Origin of the sequence: Azospirillum halopraeferens DSM 3675 (assembly GCF_000429625.1) — a bacterium.
In the GTDB taxonomy this organism is placed as follows: domain Bacteria; phylum Pseudomonadota; class Alphaproteobacteria; order Azospirillales; family Azospirillaceae; genus Azospirillum; species Azospirillum halopraeferens.
The window spans coordinates 367,211-384,552 of the sequence record NZ_KE386927.1; the positions used below are offsets into that span (position 1 = coordinate 367,211).

The window sequence follows — 17,342 nt, forward strand, 5'->3', positions numbered from 1 at the left end:
GAAGCAGGGGCCCGAGGGCCCCTGCCATGGAACACCGGGGTGAAAGCCGGCGATCAGAAGAACGCGGTGCGCAGATCGTTCACCAGATCGATCTTCTCCCACGAGAAGCCGCCGTCCACCTCCGGATCGCGGCCGAAGTGGCCATAGGCGGCGGTGCGCGCGTAGATCGGCTTGTTCAGGCCGAGGTGCGTGCGGATGCCGCGCGGGCTCAGATCCATGAGCTGCTGAAGCACCTGCGACAGGCGGTCCTCGTCGACCCGGCCGGTGTCGTGGGTGTTGATGTAGACCGACAGCGGCTTCGACACGCCGATGGCGTAGGAGAGCTGGATGGTGCAACGGTCCGCCAGTTCCGCCGCCACCACGTTCTTGGCGAGGTAGCGGGCGGCGTAGGCGGCCGAGCGGTCGACCTTCGTCGGGTCCTTGCCGGAGAAGGCGCCGCCGCCGTGGGGTGCGGCCCCGCCGTAGGTGTCGACGATGATCTTGCGGCCGGTCAGGCCGGCGTCGCCGTCCGGGCCGCCGATGACGAAACGGCCGGTCGGGTTGACGTAGAACAGCGGCTCCTCGCACATCCAGCCTTCCGGCAGGCAGTTCACCACGTGCGGGCGCACGATCTCGCGCACCTCGTCCTGGTCGACCGCCTCGGTGTGCTGGGTCGATACGACGATGGAGGTGGCGCGCACCGGCCGGCCGTCGACGTACTGAAGCGTCACCTGGCTTTTGGCGTCGGGACCGAGCACCGGCGCGGCGCCGGAATGGCGGGCCTCGGCCAGGGACTTCAGGATGGCGTGAGCGTAATAGATGGGGGCCGGCATCAGCGCCGGCGTCTCGCGGCAGGCGTAGCCGAACATGATGCCCTGGTCGCCGGCACCCTCATCCTTGTTGCCGGCGGCGTCGACGCCCATGGCGATGTCGGCCGACTGGGCGTGAACGAAGCACTTCACGTCCATGTTCTGCCAGTGGAAGCCGTCCTGCTCGTACCCGATGTCCCGCACGGCGTGACGGGCGACGTCGACCAGGGTGTCCGCGGTGATGGACTCCGGTCCGCGCACCTCGCCGGCCAGCACGATCTGGTTGGTCGTGGCCAGAGTTTCCACCGCCACACGGGCCTGCGGGTCGTGCGACAGATAAAGATCGACGATCGCGTCGGAAATGCGGTCGCACACCTTGTCCGGATGCCCCTCGGACACGGACTCGCTGGTGAAAACGTAGTTCTGCTTGGCCACGTGAACCTCGGCTGCTTCTCAAGGGCGGGCTGGAAGATCGGTGTACGACGTCCGGCCGATCAGGAGCCGTATTTGACGATGTTTTTCGCCGAGGTCAAGCGGAGTCGGCGCCGAATACCGACGCAGGCGTGCACGGGTGGCGGCGGGGAACGCCGGCGGGCGCATGTCCCGGAGGGAATGCGCCCGCGGCCGCGACGTTCCGCACCCGCCGTTTACTCGGCCGCCTCGGCACCCGCGTTGGCGACCGCCTTGGTCAATTCGAACAGCCGCTTGCGCACCGACGGGTCGGAGATCCGGTAATAGGCGCGCACCAGCTCCAGCGTCTCGCGCTTGGCCATCGGATCCGGCTCGTAGGCCGCAACGGGACGATCCTCGCCCTCCTCCTCGTCGTCGACGGGGGCGTTCCGGGCCTCCGCCGGCATGTCGTCGAAGAAGAACGACACGGGGACGTCCAGCACGACGCTCAGGCCGAACAGCCGAGATGCGCCGATGCGGTTGGCGCCGCGCTCATACTTCTGGACCTGCTGGAACGTGAGGCCGATCGCCTCACCCAGCTTTTCCTGGCTCATGCCGAGGAGGGTCCGACGGAGCCGGACCCGGGACCCGACATGGACGTCGATCGGATTCGGCTTACCGGTCTTGGGCCGTCCCGATGCTCCACGGCGGCCCCGCGCTATTGTCTGCATGCCCATTTTCCCTGAAAACGTGTGTCCGCCTTTGTAGTGCATATCCTTGTATGCAGTCAAGTGCACGTCGTGGGCACCTGTCATATGCGACGGTTGCAGGAATGTGGGGAGCCTTACCGGCTTTGTCGAGCGAGCAGCCCGCATATCAGACAACCCGCCAGCAGCAACCCGAACCCGAGATCGCCGAAGCGGCCGTACGGCGTGGGTTGCGCCAGCGCGGCGGGCAGGTCCGCGTCGACGATACCGCGTTCGCCGAGCCCGAGGCGCGCCGTCACCCGCCCGTAGGAGTCGACCACGCCGGAGATGCCCGTGTTGGCACTGCGCACCAGCGGCAGCCCCTCCTCAACCGCGCGCACGCGGGCGATGGCGAAGTGCTGGTGAGGGCCGGCCGTATGCCCGTACCAGGCATCGTTGGTGAGGTTCAGCAGCCAGTGCGGCCGGTCGTCCGGATCGGTCACCGCGGCGGGGAAGATCACCTCGTAGCAGATCAGCGGGCTGACCGGCGGCAGGCCGGCCAGGCGCAGCGACCGCGGTCCCGGCCCGGGAGAGAACTCCGCACCGTTGCCGGCGATGGCGCCGACCGGCAGGTAGCGGCGCAGCGGCATGTATTCCCCGAATGGCACCAGGTGGAATTTGTCATAGCTCGCCACCACGGCGCCGCTGCCGTCCAGCGCCAGCATCGCGTTGTGGAAGAGCGTCCCGCCGTCGGCCGCCATCCCGAGTCGCGGCGCTCCGGTCAGCACCAGCCCGCCGGGCGGCGTCACCGCGCCGACCGCCTGGCGCCGCGCGGCGTCGGCGTCCAGGAAGAAGGGGACCGCCGTCTCCGGCCAGATCACGTGGGTGACCGGCCGGGCGGCCGGCGCCGCCGTCAGGGCGAGGTGGCGCTCGAAGTTGGCCTGGCGTTCCGCGGGGTCCCATTTCAGGTGCTGCTCCACCGCGGCCTGGACCAGGCGCAGCCGCACCCCGGCGACCGGCGCCTCGTCGGCCGCCGACAGGCGCAGCGCGCCCCAGGCGGCGAGGGCGGCGAACAGGGCGAGGCCGGCGGCCAGCGCGGCTGCGGCCCGGCGCGGCGGCACCCGGGGATCGGCCAGCGCCGCCGGCAGGGCCGCCACCAGCACCGTCAGCAGGCTGAGGCCGTAGATGCCGACCAGCGACACCCCCTGAAGCACCGGCAGCACGCCCACCCAGCCATAGCCCGTGAGGTTCCAGGGAAAGCCGGTGAAGAGATGGCCGCGCAGCCACTCCGCCGCCGCCCAGGTCGCCGCGAACAGCAGCGGTGCCGCCGGGCCGTTCGCCTTCAGCCGATGGAAGACCAGCGCCGCCAGCCCGGTGAACAGGGACAGCAGCATCGGCAAGCCGGCGGCGGCCAGCGGCAACGCCCACCAGAACCGGCCGATGTCGGTGAACAGGGCGAAGCTCACCCAATAAAGGCCCGCAAGGTGATGGCCGAACCCGAAGAACCAGCCCACCGCAAAGGCGACGCGCCCGTTGGGTGCGCCGGCGAGCAGCCACAGCAGGCCCGGAAACGACACCAGCAGAACCGGCAGCGCATGGGCCGGCGGCAGCGCCAGGGCGGACAGGCCGCCCAGAGCGGCGGCGGCGGCGAGGCGGCGCCAACCGGCCAGCCCGGCCAGCCCCGCGGCGGCGCGGCGCAGGGGACCATCCCCGGTCAGGACGTCGGTGGCAAACACGTCGGCGGTTCCTCGCGGCTGTTCGGCCGTCCGGCGTGGCGACGGCGGACCGCCGATCCGGACAACCGCACTAGATAGGAGGCCGCAACCGCGTCGGCACGTGAAATCTCGGTATCCCGGCGCGTCGCTGCGACATCGTCGCGCGGGGACTCGGCGCCGCGGTTCGCGCTATCAGGGGCCGGCGGGCGATCCGGCCCCGGGAGGCGGAGGTCCCATGCTGTACCGGCGACTCGACGAGCGGGACTTCGTTCGCTTCCGGCTGCGCGGCCGGCTGACCGCACAGGACGGCGACGGCATACGCGCCGTCATTGCCGAGATCAAGCGCCTGCCCGACCGGCGCTGCCTGATCGACCTGACGGAGCTGGAGTTCATCGACAGCGCCGGCATCGGCATGCTGCTGGTGACGAACGGGGAGACCATGGCGGCGGGAAAATCCCTGGCGCTGGCCGGCGCCGCCGGTCAGGTGCAGCGGGTGATCGCCCTGACGCAGATCGCCATGATCGTGCCGGTCCACGCCTCGGTGGACGACTACATCGCCGCCCGGGTTCCCGAACGGGTGTTCGGCGCCATCCATCCCTGCGCCCCCGGGGAAGACCCGCTGGCCGTCGCGGCGCGCACCCTTTCCGGACCGCGGGGGCCATGACGGCCGCAGATCGGTCGCGGATCAGTTGCGGATCGCGGCCGTTGCCCGGTGGCGCGCCGGAGAGTAGACTGTTCGTACCGGATCGACCGTGGTTGACGGTTTTATTGGATTTTAGTAAATTAATCTTGCACACGTGCGGACCGACCGGGGCGATGCCGGGTCCGCCGCGCAGGGAGTGACGGCGATGGGCATGACGATCCCCAACGCTTCGGATTGGAAGCATTTCCGGATCACCGGCACCACCAGCGAGCTGGGCAAGGGCGGGCTGTCCACCGACTACCGCCAGTTCACCGTTTCGAAGTCGGGCGAGTTCAACTTCCGCCTCAACAACTCCTACACCAGCCTCAAGATCGTCAACAACCGCAACGAGGTGATCGTCGACGCCAAGTCCGCCGAGGACGTGGCAACGGCCAGCGCCAGGCTGCAGTCGGGGACCTACACCGCCGTCATTTCCCAGCAGTTCCGGGGCGTCAACGGCCGGCCCTACGAACTGGAGGTGTCGCAGCGCTCCTCGGCCATGGTGCTGGCATCGGGGGCGACGCTGACGGGAACCGCGCGCGACGTGGTCGGCAATGACCCCGGCGTGCAGAAGCACAGCCTCAACGTCGTCCAGGGTGGCGAGTTCAACATCGACTTCAGCCTTCCCTACAGCCGCTGGGCGATCATGGGCAAGGAGGGCAAGGTCATCGCGTCCGGCGACACCATGAAGCCGGGCGAAACCACCGACTTCATGAAGAAGACGGCGCACAAGCTGGAACCCGGCGAGTACGAGGTGATCATTGTCCCGCCCAAGAACACGAACGGTCAGGAGATCCCGTTCCGGCTGACCTTCGTCCCGAAGACCGCCAGCGTCGATCCGGACGCCCCCGAGGAGCGGCCGATGGACCGCATCCTGCGCGAGCGGGAGGAGCGCCTGCGCCGGTGGGCCAGCGAAGACGCCGAAGGCGGATCGTCCAATGGCAAGCCGTTCAAGATGACCCTCGCCATGGTCTGATGCGGGCCCCCCGCCCCCCCTCCTCCGGAGACCATAGGCAGGGCGGGTGTCCCGGGTTATGCTGCGGGCCATGGATTTCACCGACACCCAACTCCACCGCTACGCGCGCCACATCATCCTGCCCGAGGTCGGCGGCATCGGGCAGGAGACGCTGCTGCGATCCAGGGTTCTCGTGGTCGGGGCCGGCGGCCTCGGCTCGCCGTTGCTGCTCTATCTGGCGGCGGCCGGTGTGGGGACGTTGGGCATTGTCGACGACGACGTGGTCGACCTGTCCAACCTGCAGCGCCAGGTGATCCACGACGGATCGACGCTGGGCCACCCGAAGGTGGACAGCGCGGCGGCCCGCATCGCCGCTCTCAACCCCGACGTCCGGGTCGAGACGCACCGGGTGCGGCTGACCCGCGACAACGCGGCGGACCTGATCGGGCGCTACGACCTGGTGGCCGACGGCTCCGACAACTTCGCCACCCGTTTCCTGCTGAACGACGCCTGCTTCTTCGCTCGCCGGCCGCTGGTGTCGGCGGCGATGCTGCGCTTCGACGGGCAGGTGTCGACCTTCAAGGCGCACCTGGGCGGCGCCAATCCCTGCTACCGCTGTCTGTTCCGGGAGCCGCCGCCGCGCGGCATGGTGCCGTCCTGCTCGGAGGGCGGGGTTCTGGGCGCGCTGGCCGGGCTGGTCGGCACGCTCCAGGCGACGGAGGTGCTGAAGGAGCTGCTGGGCATCGGCGAGAGCCTGTCGGGCAGCCTGCTGATGGTGGACGCGCTGAACGCCGCCTACCAGCGCATCACCGTCAAGCCCGATCCCGAGTGCCCGCTGTGCGGGCATCACCCGACGATCACCGACCTGTCCATCCACTGACCGCTTCCGGGAGACCGTGGCATGCAAGGTCCCGACAGCCTGTCCATCGTGGTGTTCTCCGGCGGATTCGACCGGGTGCACTATGCGCTGGTGATGGCCAGCGCCGCGGCGGCGACGAACCGGCGGGTGACCCTGTTCTTCACCGGCCGGGCGCTGCGCGCGCTGGTCCACGAGCACGAGCCGGGCGTACGGGGCTGGCACGACCTGGACGCCGCCGACGACGGCAGCCGCCCGCCGGAGCGCGACCGCTTCTTCGCCAAGAACGGCCTGGCCACCTTCGAGGAGCTGCTCGGCGCCTGCGTGGCGCTGGGCGTCACCGTCATGGCCTGCGAGATGGGGCTGAAGGCCCTGGGCCTGCCGCCGGAGCGGGCGCAGCTGCGCTCCGACGTGCCGGTGCAGCGCGCCGGGGTGGTGAGTTTCCTGGGCGAGGTGACGCCCGGCGGCGCCACCCTGTTCGTGTGACGCGGCCCGTGGCGGACGGGCAAACGGTCGCGGTGCTGCACGCCGCCAACCGCTTCGAAGCCGTGGCCGCCGCGGCCATGGACGGCGAGCCCCACGCCGACGCCCTGGCCGCCCTGGTCGCCGGAACCCGCGCCGCCGGCCCGGAGTTCGCCGGCCGCGTCGCCGACGCCCTGGCGGTGATGATCGCCTGGATCGAAGAGGACGACGCCCGCCGCTTCGCCCCGAAGACCGCCGTCCTGCGCGACGCGGCGGCGCGGCTGCGGGCGTAGGGCGGCCGCCGTCGCGGCCGACACCTCAGGACTTACCGCACCCGCTCTTACTGCCCCAACACCTCGAAGGTGCGCGGCGCGGGGTCGACGACGCGGGGGCCGCCGGCGGTGACCTCCAGCACGGCCAGGCCGCGCTCGACGGTGCCGGTGGGATGCAGGCGGAACAGGCCGTCGACGCCGCCGAAGCCGGCCGGGTCGGTCAGGACCGGCCGGGAGAAGGGCTGCGGCCCGCCCATGGACGTCAGCACCGCCGCCAACGCCGTGGCGTCGTAGGCCAGGGTCGCCAGGCGCGGCGGTTCCTTGCCGTAGGCGCGGCGGAAGCTGGCCTCGAAGGCGGCGCGGGGGGCGGTTTCCGGGGCCGCGTACCAGGCACCGACCAGCGCCGGCTCGCTGCCCATGCCGGGCTCGTCCCAAAGGCCGGTGCCGAGGAACTGCAAAGGCCGGGCGGTGACGCCGGCAGCGCGCAGGGCGGCGGCGATGTCCTTGACCCGCTGCCCGCCCTCGGCCAGCAGCACCGCCTCGGGCTGGGCCGGCGACTGCGCCACCTGCTGTGCCAGCACGGACAGGTCGGCCAGGTTGGGGTCGTAGCGTTCCACCTGCACCACCCGCGCGTCGAACCGGCGGGCGGCGTCCTGGAGCGCATCGGTCACCGCATCGCCGTAGGCATTGCGCGGCGCCAGCACGGCGAAGCGGGTCACCCCGCGCGAGCGGGTGAAGCCGGCGACGCGAACCACCTGGTCGCCCGGCACCAGGCCCAGCACGTAGGTGCCGGGTCCCGACTGGGTGCGGTCGGTGGTGAAGGCCATCACCTCCACCCCCGACGCCTGCGCGATCGGCCGGACCGCCGCCACCTCCTGGGCGAAGAGGGGGCCGAGGATCAGCGAGGCGCCCTCGGCCAGCGCGGCGCGGGCGGCGTCGGCGGCCCCCCGCGGCGTGCCGCCGGTGTCGCGCGGCAGGAGCTGGAAGCGCTCGCCGCCGCGCTCGAACAGGGCGAGCTGGGCGGCGTCGAGCATCGGCTGGCCGATGGCCGCGCCGGGACCCGACAGGGGCAGCAGCAGGGCCACCTTGATGGGCTGCGCCACGGGCGGAACGACCGGTGCAGGTGCAGGTTGCGGCGCTTGTGCCACCGGCGCCTGTCCCATTACAGTCGGTCCGCAGGCCGCCAGCGCCAGTGCCGCTGCGGTGATCAGGACGCGGACGCCAGCCAGGCCGCGCGAACGAGAGAAAGGTGTCGCCAGTCGTGCCACCGAAGGTCTCCACACCGGGTCGGGCGTCCGGCACCGCTCTTGGTCCGCCGGCCGCCGCAAGCTCGGCAGAAGGTAGCGACCGCGGGGCGGTGTGTAAACTCACCCCCGGTCTTTATCTCGTCGCCACCCCCATCGGGAACGCGGCGGACATCACCGTGCGCGCCCTTGACACGCTGCGGCGCGCCGACGCAGTGGCCTGCGAGGACACGCGGGTGACCGGCAAGCTGATGATGATCCACGGCTTGACCACCCCGCTCGTGTCCTACCACGAGCACAACGCGGCCCGCATGCGCCCGCTGCTGATCGAGCGGATGCGGGGGGGCGAGGCGGTGGCCCTGGTCTCCGACGCCGGGACGCCCCTGGTGTCCGACCCCGGCTACAAGCTGGTGCGCGCCTGCGTCGAGGCGGGCGTGCCGGTGACGGCCCTGCCCGGCCCGTCGGCGCCGCTGACCGCGCTGGTGCTGTCGGGGCTGCCCAGCGACCGCTTCCTGTTCGCCGGCTTCCTGCCCAACCGGAGCACCGCCCGCCGCGCCGCGCTGGGTGAGCTGCGGCCGGTACCCGCCACCCTGATCGTCTTCGAGTCGCCCAACCGCCTGGCCGCCTCGCTGGCCGACATGGCGGACCTGCTGGGCCCGCGCGAGGCCGCCGTGGCCCGCGAGCTGACCAAGCTGTACGAGGAGGTGCGGCGCGGCCCCCTGCCCGCCCTCGCCGCGCACTACGCCGACGCCGGCCCGCCGAAGGGGGAGGTGGTGGTGGTCATCGGCCCGCCGCCCGCCGATGCCGCGCCGGCGGAGGCCGACGTGGACGCGGCGCTGGCCGAGGCCCTGGAACGGCTGTCGGTGCGCGACGCCGCGGCGGAGGTGGCGGCGCGCACCGGCCATCCCCGGCGGGCCGTCTACGCCCGCGCCCTGGAACTGGCGCGGGGGAGCGGGCCATGACACCGGTCGGCACCGAGGAGCGGCGGCGCATCGAGGCGCGGGGCCGCTTCGCCGAGGCGCTGTGCCGTCTCAGCCTGCGCCTGCGCGGCTACCGCATCGTCGCCGAGCGGCTGCGCACGCCGCTGGGCGAGATCGACATCATCGCCCGGCGCGGCGACACGCTGGCCATCGTGGAGGTCAAGGCGCGCGCCGACTGGGCCACCGCCAGCGAGGCGGTGAGCGCCCGCCAGCGCGGCCGGCTGGCCCGCGCCGCCCACGTCTTCCTGGCGACGCGGCCGCAGTACGCCGGCTTGACCTTGCGCTTCGACGTGATGCTGGTTACCCCTTGGGCCTGGCCGCGCCACCTGAAGGACGCCTGGCGGGCGTCGTGACGGGACCGGCCATCGCCCGGACCGCCGGAATAAGGACCTGTTTCGTGACGAGCCGCGCCGAAGCCCGTGACATCCTGCGCCGCATCGGGACCCTGCCCGACGCCGCCATCGACCTGGCCGAGGGGGCGCTGGCGCTGGGCGCGCTGGAGCGGCCGCAGGTGCCGCTGGAGCGCTACCGCCGGCACCTGGCGGCGCTGGCCCGCGACATGGCCGACCGCCATTCCCCCGGCGACGATGGCCTGGAGGGGCGCATCGCCACGCTGCACGCCGTTCTGGTGCAGCGCCACGGCTACACCGGCGATACCGAAACCTACGACGACCTGCAGAACGCCAACCTGCTGCGCGTCATCGACCGCCGCCGCGGCCTGCCGGTGGCACTGGGCATCCTCTACCTGCACGCGGCGCGGGCGTCGGGCTGGTCCATGGCGGGGCTGAACTTCCCCGGCCATTTCCTGGTCCGCCTGGACGCGGAGGGGGAGCGGGCGATCCTCGATCCCTTCAACGGTGGCCAGGTGCGATCGGCGGTCGATCTGCGCGAGCTGCTGAAGGCCACGGCGGGCACCGCGGCGGAGCTGACGCCCGACCACTACGCCGCCGTCGGCAACCGCGACATCCTGTTGCGCCTGCAAAACAACCGCAAGCTCCGCCACCTCTCAGCGGGCGAGATCGCGCAGGCGCTGGAGGTGCTGGACACCATGCGCCTGTTCGCCCCGAACGAGGCGGCCCTGTGGCGCGAAACCGGCCTGCTGGAGGCGCATCGGGGCAACCCCGACGCCGCCATCGGGGCCCTGGAAACCTTCCTGCAGTTGACGGATGACGACCGCCAGCTCCACCAGGCGGCGACGCTGATCCAGCAGCTCAGAAACCGCCTGCCCTGAGACCCGAGAGGGTCGTGACCGGAGACACCCCGATGAGCCTCGCCGTCGCCTTCCAGATGGACCCCATCGAGTCCATCAACATCGACACCGACTCCAGCTTCATGATGGCGCTGGAGGCGCAGCGGCGCGGGCACCGCCTGTTCCATTACCACCCCCGCGACCTGTCGCTGACCGGCAACCGGCTGACCGCGCGGGTGCGCGCCCTGACGGTGGAGCGCCGCCGCGGCGCCCACTACACCCTGGGCGAGGCGCAGAGCGTGCCGCTGACGGAGATGGACGTGGTGCTGATGCGCCAGGACCCGCCCTTCGACATGGCCTACATCACCGCCACCCACCTGCTGGAGCACATCCAGCCGGAGGTGCTGGTGCTGAACGACCCCAAATCGGTGCGCAACGCCCCGGAGAAGCTGTTCGTCACCCACTTCCCCGACCTGATGCCGCCGACGCTGATCACCAGCGACAAGCAGGCGATCCTCGACTTCCGCGCCGAGTACCGGGACATCATCGTCAAGCCGCTGTTCGGCAACGGCGGCGCCGGCGTCTTCCACCTGAAGCCCGACGACGAGAACCTGGGCTCGCTGCTGGAGCTGTTCACCCAGCTCTACCGCGAACCGGTGATCGTGCAGAAATACCTGCCGGAGATCCGCCGGGGCGACAAGCGCATCATCCTGATCGACGGCGAGCCCGCCGGTGCCGTCAGCCGCCTGCCGCAGGAGGGCGAGGCCCGCGCCAACTTCCACGCCGGCGGGTCGGCGCAGAAGACCGACCTGACCGAGCGCGAGCGGGAGATTTGCGCCGCCATCGGCCCGACCCTGCGCGACCAGGGGCTGGTCTTCGTCGGCATCGACGTGATCGGCGATTACCTGACAGAGATCAACGTGACCTCCCCCACCGGCATCCAGGAGATCAACCGCCTGAACGGCGCGCAACTGGAGGTGACGCTGTGGGACGCCATCGAGGCGCGGCGGGGGTAACGGTCGGATGCCCTTGCGCCCGCGCCGCCCGCGCCCCATTTCCGCCGGGAATCCGGGGCACGGTCAGTGACATGAAGACATATCTGCGCACCATCCTCGCCGCCGCGGCCGTCATGGCAGCGGTTCTCGCCCCCCCGGGGGAATCCGCCGCCGCCCCGCAGCGCGCGCCGTTGACGGCGGCCGAGCGGGGAGAACTGGAGCGGGTCGAACGCTACCTGAACGAGGTGCGCACCATGCAGTCGCGCTTCGTCCAGGTGAACCCCGACGGCCGCCAGGTGGCGGGCACCTTCTACCTGGCGCGGCCGGGCCGCATGCGGCTGGAATACGATCCCCCCATCCGGGACTTCATCGTCGCCGACGGGCTGATGCTGTTCTACTGGGACGGCGAGATGCGCCAGCAGTCCAGCACCCCCATCGGCTCGACCCTGGCCGACTTCATCCTGCGCCGCAACATCGCCCTGTCGGGCGACGTCACCGTCACCGACGTCCTCGCCGCTCCGGGCGTGCTGGAGGTGTCGCTGGTGGAGACCAAGGACCCCGGCAAGGGTGTGCTGACGCTGGTGTTCGAGGACCGGCCGCTGAACCTGCGCAAATGGCGGGTGCTGGACGCCCAGGGACTGGTGACCGAGGTGGGGCTGCTGAACCCGCGGGTGGGTGTGCCGCTGGACCGCAACCTGTTCTACTTCGCGGTGCCCGAGGCCGACCGGCGCGGCTTCCGGCACTGAACCGGCCCTGCGGCCGACGGTCGCAGGGCGGGACGGTCGCTCCACCGTCCTGTTGACGCTTACCGGGGGGCATCGGCCCCTCGATGATATCGTCGATGGGAGGGAGCGATGATCCGCCGAGTCGTGGACGACCCGGTCCGCGTCCGGGGCATGAACGCGGTGCTGGCCCGCAACTGGTGGGCCATGGCCCTGCGCGGCGGTGCCGCCGTGACGCTGGGCGTGCTGGTGGCGTTGATGCCCGGGACCACCGTGCCGACGCTGGCCATGCTTCTGGCCGCCTGGCTGGCGGTCGACGGCGTGTTCACGCTGGTGGCCGGCCTGCGCGCGGCGCGGCGGCACGAACGCTGGCACCTGCTGATGCTGGAGGGCGCCGTCACCCTGGCGGCCGCCGTGGTGGCGGTGATGTGGCCGATGGCCGGGGTCTTCGCCCTGGTCTGGCTGGTCGCGGTGTGGGCCGCCGTCACCGGCATCGCCGAACTGCTGAGCGCCTTCCAGATCGCACCGGGAAACGGCCGCTGGACGCAGGGACTGGCCGGCGCCCTGTCGATCCTGTTCGGCATGGGCTTCTGGGTGATGCCGCTGTTCGGGCCGGCGGCCATCGTCGGGGGGATCGCCGCCTATGCGGTGGCCTTCGGGATCCTGACGCTGCTGACGGCGCGGCGCCTGCACCGTGCCCGGCATGCCGACGGACGGAGCGCCGCGGCGACGGCCTGACCGTCAGCCGGCCAGGGCCCGTTCCATGAAGGCCGGCAGCGCGAAGCTCGCCACGTGGATGTCGGGGGTGTAGTAGCGCGTCTCCAGACCCGCCGCCCGATAGCGGGCGCGAAGCGCATCGGCCCCGGGGCGGCGCAGGGCGGCGTCGTCGCTGGCCCAGCCGAAGGCCATGAAGCCGCCGTAATAGCTGGGTACCGGCGCCACGAAGAAGCCGTGGTCGGCGAACAGCGCTGCGAGGCGCGTGTGGGTGTCGCGCAGCTCCTGCGGCTGGAGGAAGGGCACGCCGTTCTGGGTGACCAGCACGCCGCCCGGGGTCAGCCGCGCCTTGCAGTCCCGGTAGAATTCCTGCGTGAACAGCACCGCCCCGGGGCCGTGCGGGTCGGTGGAGTCGACGATGATGACGTCGAAGCGCTCCCGCGACTCGCGCACGTAGCGGCAGCCGTCGGCGATCACCAGGTCGGTGCGCGGGTCGTCGAAGGCACCGGCGCTGATGGACGGCAGGTATTCGATGGACAGATCGACCACGCCGCGGTCGATCTCCACCATCGTCACCCGCTCCACGCCGGGATGCTCCAGGCAGCGGCGCAGCATGCCGCCGTCGCCGCCGCCCACGATCAGCACCCGGCGCACCGCCCCGTGCGCCAGGATGGGCACATGGGTCAGCATCTCGTGATAGACGAACTCGTCCCGCTCGGTCGTCTGGATGACGCCGTCCAGCGCCATGACGCGGCCGAGCGTGTCGTTCTCGAAGATCACCAGGTCCTGGTGTCCGGTCGTGTCGCGGTGGAGGACGCGGCCCATGCGCAGGGCCTGGGCCACGTCCCGATGCAGCGATTCGGTGAACCAGCCGTCGGTCATCCCGCCGCTCCGTTCAGTCCGCGGTTTCGCCGCGCAGCAGCTCGTCGCACCGGACGCCGCCGGGGCTGAAGGCGCGCTCCAGGACCGGGATCGCCGCGTGCGGCCGGGCGTCGCCGCACATGAAGATGTCCAGCGCGGCGTAGCCGCGCTCCGGCCAGGTGTGAATGCTGATGTGCGATTCCGCCAGCACCGCCACGCCGGATACGCCGCCGTTGGGTGTGAAATGGTGCAGGTGGATGTGCAGCAGCGTCGCCCCCGCCACCTCCACCGCTTCGACCAGGGTGCGGCGCACATGCTCGATGTCGTCGAGCCGCTCGGCGTCCCACAGATCGACGATCAGGTGCGTGCCGGCAAACACCTTGCCGTCCCGCGTCACGAAATGGTCCTTGCGGTCCTCGTCGCCGGCCGGCCACGGGCCGGCGGTGACGGTGTTGCGATCGGACGAACCTTCCGCTTGGGCTTTCCTTGGCGCGCACCCCAAGTCCATCCCCAATTGGAAGAGAGAAGCGGATGTCGCCATCATTCTCCCCCATCAGCAGATGACCCCGCCGGTCCGGCGGAATGCCGCATATGAGGGAAAGTGCCCGGCAAATCAATGGGAAAACGCCGGGCGGGCGGCGTTTTTTGCACGCGCGCAACCGCGGCGCATGACCGCCCCGCGCGAGTTCGGCGCCCGCGGCCCTACCCGTCCGCCCGGCGGCGCGGCATAGTGGCGCGACCCGCACGACCGCGAGAGGCGCCATGGCCCGCACCGCCCCCAAGCCGCTGATCGGAATTCCCGCCTGCGCCCGCATGATGGGCGCGCACCCCTTCCACGTCACCGGCGACAAGTACGTGCGCGCCGTGTCCGACGGGGCCGGAGCGCTGCCGCTGCTGATCCCGGCGCTGGGCGATGGGATCGACACCGCCGACCTGGTGGCGCGGCTGGACGGCGTGCTGGTGACGGGCAGCAAATCGAATGTGGAACCACACCATTACGGCGGTCGGCCGGCGGCCGGCCCGACGCTGCACGACCCGGCGCGCGACGCCACCACCCTGCCGCTCATCCGCGCCGCGGTCGCCGCCGGGGTGCCGCTGCTGGGCATCTGCCGCGGCCTGCAGGAGATGAACGTCGCCTTCGGCGGCACGCTCCACCAGCGCGTCCACGACGTGCCGGGCCTGGACGACCACCGGGAGAACGAGGACGACCCGGTGGAGGTGCAATACGGCCCGTCCCACCCCGTGCGGCTGGCGCCGGGCGGCGTGCTGGCGGCGCTGGCGGGGTCGCCGGACGGCGGGGAGGTGCGCGTCAACTCCCTGCACGGGCAGGGGATCGAACGCCTCGGCGACGGGCTGGCGGTGGAAGCCACCGCGCCCGACGGCCTGGTCGAGGCCATACGGGTAGGGTCCGCCACGGCGTTCGCCCTGGCGGTGCAATGGCACCCGGAATGGCGGTTTCACGAGGACCCGCTGTCGCGCGCCCTGTTCGCCGCGTTCGGTGCCGCCGCCGCCGAGCGGGCCCGGCGGCGGTGAGAGGACCGGCGGTCAGCCGGAGCGCGCGACCCGCTGCAGGAACTCGATGAACCGGGCCTTCTCCTCGGCGGAGAGGTCCTTGACCATCGCGTCGTCGTGGGCCTGCACGCGCGGGATCAGCTCGTCCAGCAACGCCTCCCCCTGCTCCGACAGGCGCAGGGCGTAGGACCGGCGGTCGTTGGGCGAGGGCGCCCGGATCACCAGCCCGCGCGACTCCAGCCGGTCGATGACCGCGACCATGGTGGAACGGTCGATGCCCACCGCCGCGCCCAGGTCGGACTGGCTGAGGCCCTCGTTCTCCTTGATCATGATCAGCACGCCGAACTGGCCGGGCGTGATGTCGTGCGGCGACACGGCGTTCTGGAAGCTCTGGAACAGGGCCACCTGCGCCTTGCGGAGGTTGTAGCCGACCAGACCCGGCAGCGGGCCCAGGCCCATCTTGCCGTTCTTGCCGGGGCGCCCGCGGGACCGGCGGTCGGCGGGCGAGGAACGTTCTGCGTCGTTCACCGGGAAACCATCAATTTTTCATGGATATCAGACAACCGAGGTAACATGCTGCGGCGCGACGGGTTTGTCAGCCAAAACCGTGCAAGCCCAGCGGTCCGCATATCACATATTCGCTTACTGCATTGGTCCGCATCCGAACGGCGGACCACCTGAATGGAACGAAGTGACCGTCACGCCCCTCATGGCGGAGGCGATCGCCCGACGGACCGGTTTCCCCTGCCGACCGACGGGCTCCACCAGGGAGCTTCCGGCGCCCGGTCCCCCCCAGACCGGGCGCTTTCTCTGTCCGGCCCGCCAATTCCGCCGAGTCCCCGGACAGGTGCCGCCCTTGGCAAGGGCGGCGCCACCGGGTAGGTGTTGCGGCGATCCATCCTCCGAAGGCTCCCGATGCGCATCGCCACCTGGAACATCAATTCCGTCCGCCTCCGCCTCGACCTGCTGCTGAAGCTGATCGACGAGCAGGCACCCGACGTCGTCTGCCTCCAGGAAACCAAGGTCGTCGACAAGGACTTTCCGCTGGCGGCGCTGGCCGCGCGCGGCTTCGTCCACGCCCACGTGCACGGGATGAAGAGCTACAACGGGGTGGCCATCCTGTCGCGCCGCCCGCTGGCGGCGTGCACGGTGCAGCACTGGTGCGGCAAGGAGGATTGCCGCCACGTCATCGCGACCCTGCCGGGCGGCATCGAGCTGCACAGCGTCTATATCCCATCGGGCGGAGACATTCCGGACCCGGAACAAAATCCGAAGTTCGCGCACAAACTTCGTTTCGTTGACGAAATGACTGAATGGCTGGCCAGCCACCGCAGCCCCGATCGGGCAATGGTGCTGGTGGGTGACCTGAACATCGCCCCCCTGGTCAACGACGTGTGGAATCACAAGGAGTTGCTGGACGTCGTCTCGCACACCCCGATCGAGGTGGAGAAGCTGGGCGCCATGCAGTCCTCCATCCGCTGGGTCGATGCGGTGCGTCATTTCGTTCCCGAAACGGAAAAGCTCTACACGTGGTGGAGCTACCGCGCCCGCGACTGGGACTCCTCCGACCGCGGACGCCGGCTCGACCACGTCTGGGTGACCCCGCCGCTGACCTCCGCGCTGACGGGGTACAAGGTGCTGCGCGAGGCCCGCGGCTGGGAGCCGAAGCCGTCCGACCACGTCCCGGTGCTGGTGGACATCGCGGAGTGATACGGCCGGAAAATGATCACTTCCATTATTTTCCGGCCGTGAAACCCGGCAGATCAATGCCTTGGCATTGATCGAGAGGGTCATACCAACGGCACCCTTCAGGTGCCGTTGGTATGAGGAGCCGAGTCGCACCGTTCAGGCGCCGTGCTGGCTGAGCGCCTCGCGCAGTTGGCGGGTGGTGTTGTCCAGGCGCTGGGCGAGCACCCGCATGATCTGCATCGCCATCTGGGGAAACTCGGCGACCAGGCGGAAGAACAGGTCCTTTGAGACGCACAGGGTCACCAGATGGCTGCGCGCCCGCACGGTGGCGGTGCGCGGCACGTCGCACAGGATGGCGATCTCGCCGATGATCTCGCTGCGGCCCAGCACCGCCACCGGGCGCGGCCCTTCGGGCGTGCGCACCAGCACCTCCGCCTCGCCGTCCAGCACGATGTAGGCGGCCGAGCCCATCTCGTCCTGGTGGAACAGCGTCTCACCGGGCTTGAACGTCACCCGCTCGCTGGTGAAGGCCAGCAGCTTCAGCTTCGCCACATCGACGTTGGCGAACAACGGAATGCGGCGCAGGCATTCGACTTCCTCGGCGATGCTCACGGCGTCCCTCTCCTTGCG

21 protein-coding genes are annotated in these 17,342 nt (G+C 70.9%); 13 read left to right on the forward strand and 8 right to left on the reverse strand.

Annotated elements, in window-relative coordinates; genetic code table 11:
* Nucleotides 1–53: 53 nt before the first annotated feature.
* From metK to lnt, 3 genes are all read right to left on the reverse strand, one after another.
* Nucleotides 54–1,223, reverse strand: coding sequence for a methionine adenosyltransferase (metK, locus tag G472_RS0126310; protein ID WP_029010764.1), 1,170 nt, complete (start codon nucleotides 1,221–1,223; stop codon nucleotides 54–56).
* A gap of 212 nt (nucleotides 1,224–1,435) precedes the next feature.
* Nucleotides 1,436–1,909: a helix-turn-helix domain-containing protein gene (locus G472_RS0126315; protein WP_029010765.1), complete on the reverse strand. Its 474-nt coding sequence runs from the start codon at nucleotides 1,907–1,909 to the stop codon at nucleotides 1,436–1,438.
* Between the two features lie 113 nt (nucleotides 1,910–2,022).
* Nucleotides 2,023–3,600, reverse strand: a complete 1,578-nt coding sequence (lnt, locus tag G472_RS0126320) for an apolipoprotein N-acyltransferase (RefSeq protein ID WP_029010766.1) — start codon at nucleotides 3,598–3,600, stop codon at nucleotides 2,023–2,025.
* A gap of 214 nt (nucleotides 3,601–3,814) precedes the next feature.
* Between lnt and G472_RS35795 the strand changes: the two genes are divergently transcribed.
* The 5 genes from G472_RS35795 to G472_RS0126345 all read left to right on the forward strand — a co-directional run bounded on the left by G472_RS35795 (nucleotide 3,815) and on the right by G472_RS0126345 (nucleotide 6,827).
* Nucleotides 3,815–4,243, forward strand: a complete 429-nt coding sequence (locus tag G472_RS35795) for an STAS domain-containing protein (RefSeq protein ID WP_051341343.1) — start codon at nucleotides 3,815–3,817, stop codon at nucleotides 4,241–4,243.
* 184 nt (nucleotides 4,244–4,427) lie between these two features.
* Nucleotides 4,428–5,237 carry a hypothetical protein gene (locus G472_RS35800; RefSeq protein WP_051341345.1) on the forward strand — a complete coding sequence of 270 codons (810 nt, stop codon included), beginning with the start codon at nucleotides 4,428–4,430 and terminating at the stop codon, nucleotides 5,235–5,237.
* Between the two features lie 70 nt (nucleotides 5,238–5,307).
* Nucleotides 5,308–6,096, forward strand: coding sequence for a HesA/MoeB/ThiF family protein (locus G472_RS0126335; RefSeq protein ID WP_029010767.1), 789 nt, complete (start codon nucleotides 5,308–5,310; stop codon nucleotides 6,094–6,096).
* A gap of 21 nt (nucleotides 6,097–6,117) precedes the next feature.
* Complete coding sequence (locus G472_RS0126340) at nucleotides 6,118–6,558, forward strand: DsrE family protein (RefSeq protein ID WP_029010768.1); 441 nt, start codon at nucleotides 6,118–6,120, stop codon at nucleotides 6,556–6,558.
* Between the two features lie 8 nt (nucleotides 6,559–6,566).
* Entirely contained in the window at nucleotides 6,567–6,827 is a 261-nt protein-coding gene (locus tag G472_RS0126345; RefSeq protein WP_029010769.1) for a hypothetical protein, read from the forward strand.
* A 47-nt stretch (nucleotides 6,828–6,874) separates the two neighbouring features.
* On the opposite strand, the gene G472_RS0126350 is transcribed toward G472_RS0126345, so the two are convergent.
* Entirely contained in the window at nucleotides 6,875–7,909 is a 1,035-nt protein-coding gene (locus tag G472_RS0126350; protein ID WP_245593587.1) for a penicillin-binding protein activator, read from the reverse strand.
* Between the two features lie 254 nt (nucleotides 7,910–8,163).
* Between G472_RS0126350 and rsmI the strand changes: the two genes are divergently transcribed.
* The 6 genes from rsmI (at nucleotide 8,164) to G472_RS35815 (ending at nucleotide 12,674) form a co-directional block, all read left to right on the forward strand.
* Nucleotides 8,164–9,012 carry a 16S rRNA (cytidine(1402)-2'-O)-methyltransferase gene (gene rsmI, locus G472_RS35805; RefSeq protein WP_035693748.1) on the forward strand — a complete coding sequence of 283 codons (849 nt, stop codon included), beginning with the start codon at nucleotides 8,164–8,166 and terminating at the stop codon, nucleotides 9,010–9,012.
* Nucleotides 9,009–9,383, forward strand: a complete 375-nt coding sequence (locus tag G472_RS0126360) for a YraN family protein (protein WP_029010771.1) — start codon at nucleotides 9,009–9,011, stop codon at nucleotides 9,381–9,383. The genes rsmI and G472_RS0126360 overlap by 4 nt, the downstream gene beginning before the upstream one ends.
* A 44-nt stretch (nucleotides 9,384–9,427) precedes the next feature.
* Nucleotides 9,428–10,261 (forward strand): SirB1 family protein, encoded by an 834-nt coding sequence (locus tag G472_RS0126365; protein ID WP_029010772.1) that lies wholly within the window; start codon nucleotides 9,428–9,430, stop codon nucleotides 10,259–10,261.
* A 32-nt stretch (nucleotides 10,262–10,293) separates the two neighbouring features.
* The gene (gshB, locus tag G472_RS0126370; protein WP_029010773.1) at nucleotides 10,294–11,235 is read left to right on the forward strand and encodes a glutathione synthase; all 942 of its coding nucleotides are present in this window, start codon (nucleotides 10,294–10,296) and stop codon (nucleotides 11,233–11,235) included.
* A 71-nt stretch (nucleotides 11,236–11,306) separates the two neighbouring features.
* Complete coding sequence (locus G472_RS35810; protein ID WP_035693750.1) at nucleotides 11,307–11,960, forward strand: LolA family protein; 654 nt, start codon at nucleotides 11,307–11,309, stop codon at nucleotides 11,958–11,960.
* Between the two features lie 108 nt (nucleotides 11,961–12,068).
* Nucleotides 12,069–12,674 carry an HdeD family acid-resistance protein gene (locus G472_RS35815; protein WP_035693752.1) on the forward strand — a complete coding sequence of 202 codons (606 nt, stop codon included), beginning with the start codon at nucleotides 12,069–12,071 and terminating at the stop codon, nucleotides 12,672–12,674.
* 3 nt (nucleotides 12,675–12,677) lie between these two features.
* Here the strand turns inward: G472_RS35815 and speE are convergent, their stop codons facing one another.
* Nucleotides 12,678–13,532 (reverse strand): polyamine aminopropyltransferase, encoded by an 855-nt coding sequence (gene speE, locus G472_RS0126385; RefSeq protein WP_029010774.1) that lies wholly within the window; start codon nucleotides 13,530–13,532, stop codon nucleotides 12,678–12,680.
* A gap of 13 nt (nucleotides 13,533–13,545) precedes the next feature.
* The gene (gene speD / locus G472_RS0126390; protein WP_425388010.1) at nucleotides 13,546–13,908 is read right to left on the reverse strand and encodes an adenosylmethionine decarboxylase; all 363 of its coding nucleotides are present in this window, start codon (nucleotides 13,906–13,908) and stop codon (nucleotides 13,546–13,548) included.
* Nucleotides 13,909–14,273: 365 nt separating this feature from the next.
* Here speD and G472_RS0126395 point away from each other — a divergent pair, with 365 nt between their 5' ends.
* Nucleotides 14,274–15,044, forward strand: coding sequence for a gamma-glutamyl-gamma-aminobutyrate hydrolase family protein (locus G472_RS0126395; RefSeq protein ID WP_029010776.1), 771 nt, complete (start codon nucleotides 14,274–14,276; stop codon nucleotides 15,042–15,044).
* Between the two features lie 12 nt (nucleotides 15,045–15,056).
* Here the strand turns inward: G472_RS0126395 and G472_RS0126400 are convergent, their stop codons facing one another.
* A complete protein-coding gene (locus G472_RS0126400; RefSeq protein WP_029010777.1) occupies nucleotides 15,057–15,551 on the reverse strand; it encodes a MarR family winged helix-turn-helix transcriptional regulator in 495 nt (164 codons plus the stop codon).
* A 387-nt stretch (nucleotides 15,552–15,938) separates the two neighbouring features.
* Between G472_RS0126400 and G472_RS0126405 the strand changes: the two genes are divergently transcribed.
* Nucleotides 15,939–16,733: an exodeoxyribonuclease III gene (locus G472_RS0126405; RefSeq protein ID WP_029010778.1), complete on the forward strand. Its 795-nt coding sequence runs from the start codon at nucleotides 15,939–15,941 to the stop codon at nucleotides 16,731–16,733.
* 135 nt (nucleotides 16,734–16,868) lie between these two features.
* On the opposite strand, the gene G472_RS0126410 is transcribed toward G472_RS0126405, so the two are convergent.
* Nucleotides 16,869–17,324, reverse strand: a complete 456-nt coding sequence (locus G472_RS0126410) for a cyclic nucleotide-binding domain-containing protein (RefSeq protein ID WP_029010779.1) — start codon at nucleotides 17,322–17,324, stop codon at nucleotides 16,869–16,871.
* Nucleotides 17,325–17,342 lie beyond the last annotated feature (18 nt).

What these genes read in the sequence shown, in the direction of transcription:
- speE (WP_029010774.1), bottom strand. Translation starts at nt 13,532, where the DNA reads ATGACCGACGGCTGGTTCACCGAATCGCTGCATCGGGACGTGGCCCAG.
- G472_RS0126395 (WP_029010776.1), top strand. Translation starts at nt 14,274, where the DNA reads ATGGCCCGCACCGCCCCCAAGCCGCTGATCGGAATTCCCGCCTGCGCC.
- G472_RS35810 (WP_035693750.1), top strand. Translation starts at nt 11,307, where the DNA reads ATGAAGACATATCTGCGCACCATCCTCGCCGCCGCGGCCGTCATGGCA.
- gshB (WP_029010773.1), top strand. Translation starts at nt 10,294, where the DNA reads ATGAGCCTCGCCGTCGCCTTCCAGATGGACCCCATCGAGTCCATCAAC.
- G472_RS0126360 (WP_029010771.1), top strand. Translation starts at nt 9,009, where the DNA reads ATGACACCGGTCGGCACCGAGGAGCGGCGGCGCATCGAGGCGCGGGGC.
- G472_RS35800 (WP_051341345.1), top strand. Translation starts at nt 4,428, where the DNA reads ATGGGCATGACGATCCCCAACGCTTCGGATTGGAAGCATTTCCGGATC.
- G472_RS0126340 (WP_029010768.1), top strand. Translation starts at nt 6,118, where the DNA reads ATGCAAGGTCCCGACAGCCTGTCCATCGTGGTGTTCTCCGGCGGATTC.
- G472_RS35815 (WP_035693752.1), top strand. Translation starts at nt 12,069, where the DNA reads ATGATCCGCCGAGTCGTGGACGACCCGGTCCGCGTCCGGGGCATGAAC.
- G472_RS0126335 (WP_029010767.1), top strand. Translation starts at nt 5,308, where the DNA reads ATGGATTTCACCGACACCCAACTCCACCGCTACGCGCGCCACATCATC.
- G472_RS35795 (WP_051341343.1), top strand. Translation starts at nt 3,815, where the DNA reads ATGCTGTACCGGCGACTCGACGAGCGGGACTTCGTTCGCTTCCGGCTG.
- G472_RS0126315 (WP_029010765.1), bottom strand. Translation starts at nt 1,909, where the DNA reads ATGCAGACAATAGCGCGGGGCCGCCGTGGAGCATCGGGACGGCCCAAG.
- G472_RS0126405 (WP_029010778.1), top strand. Translation starts at nt 15,939, where the DNA reads ATGCGCATCGCCACCTGGAACATCAATTCCGTCCGCCTCCGCCTCGAC.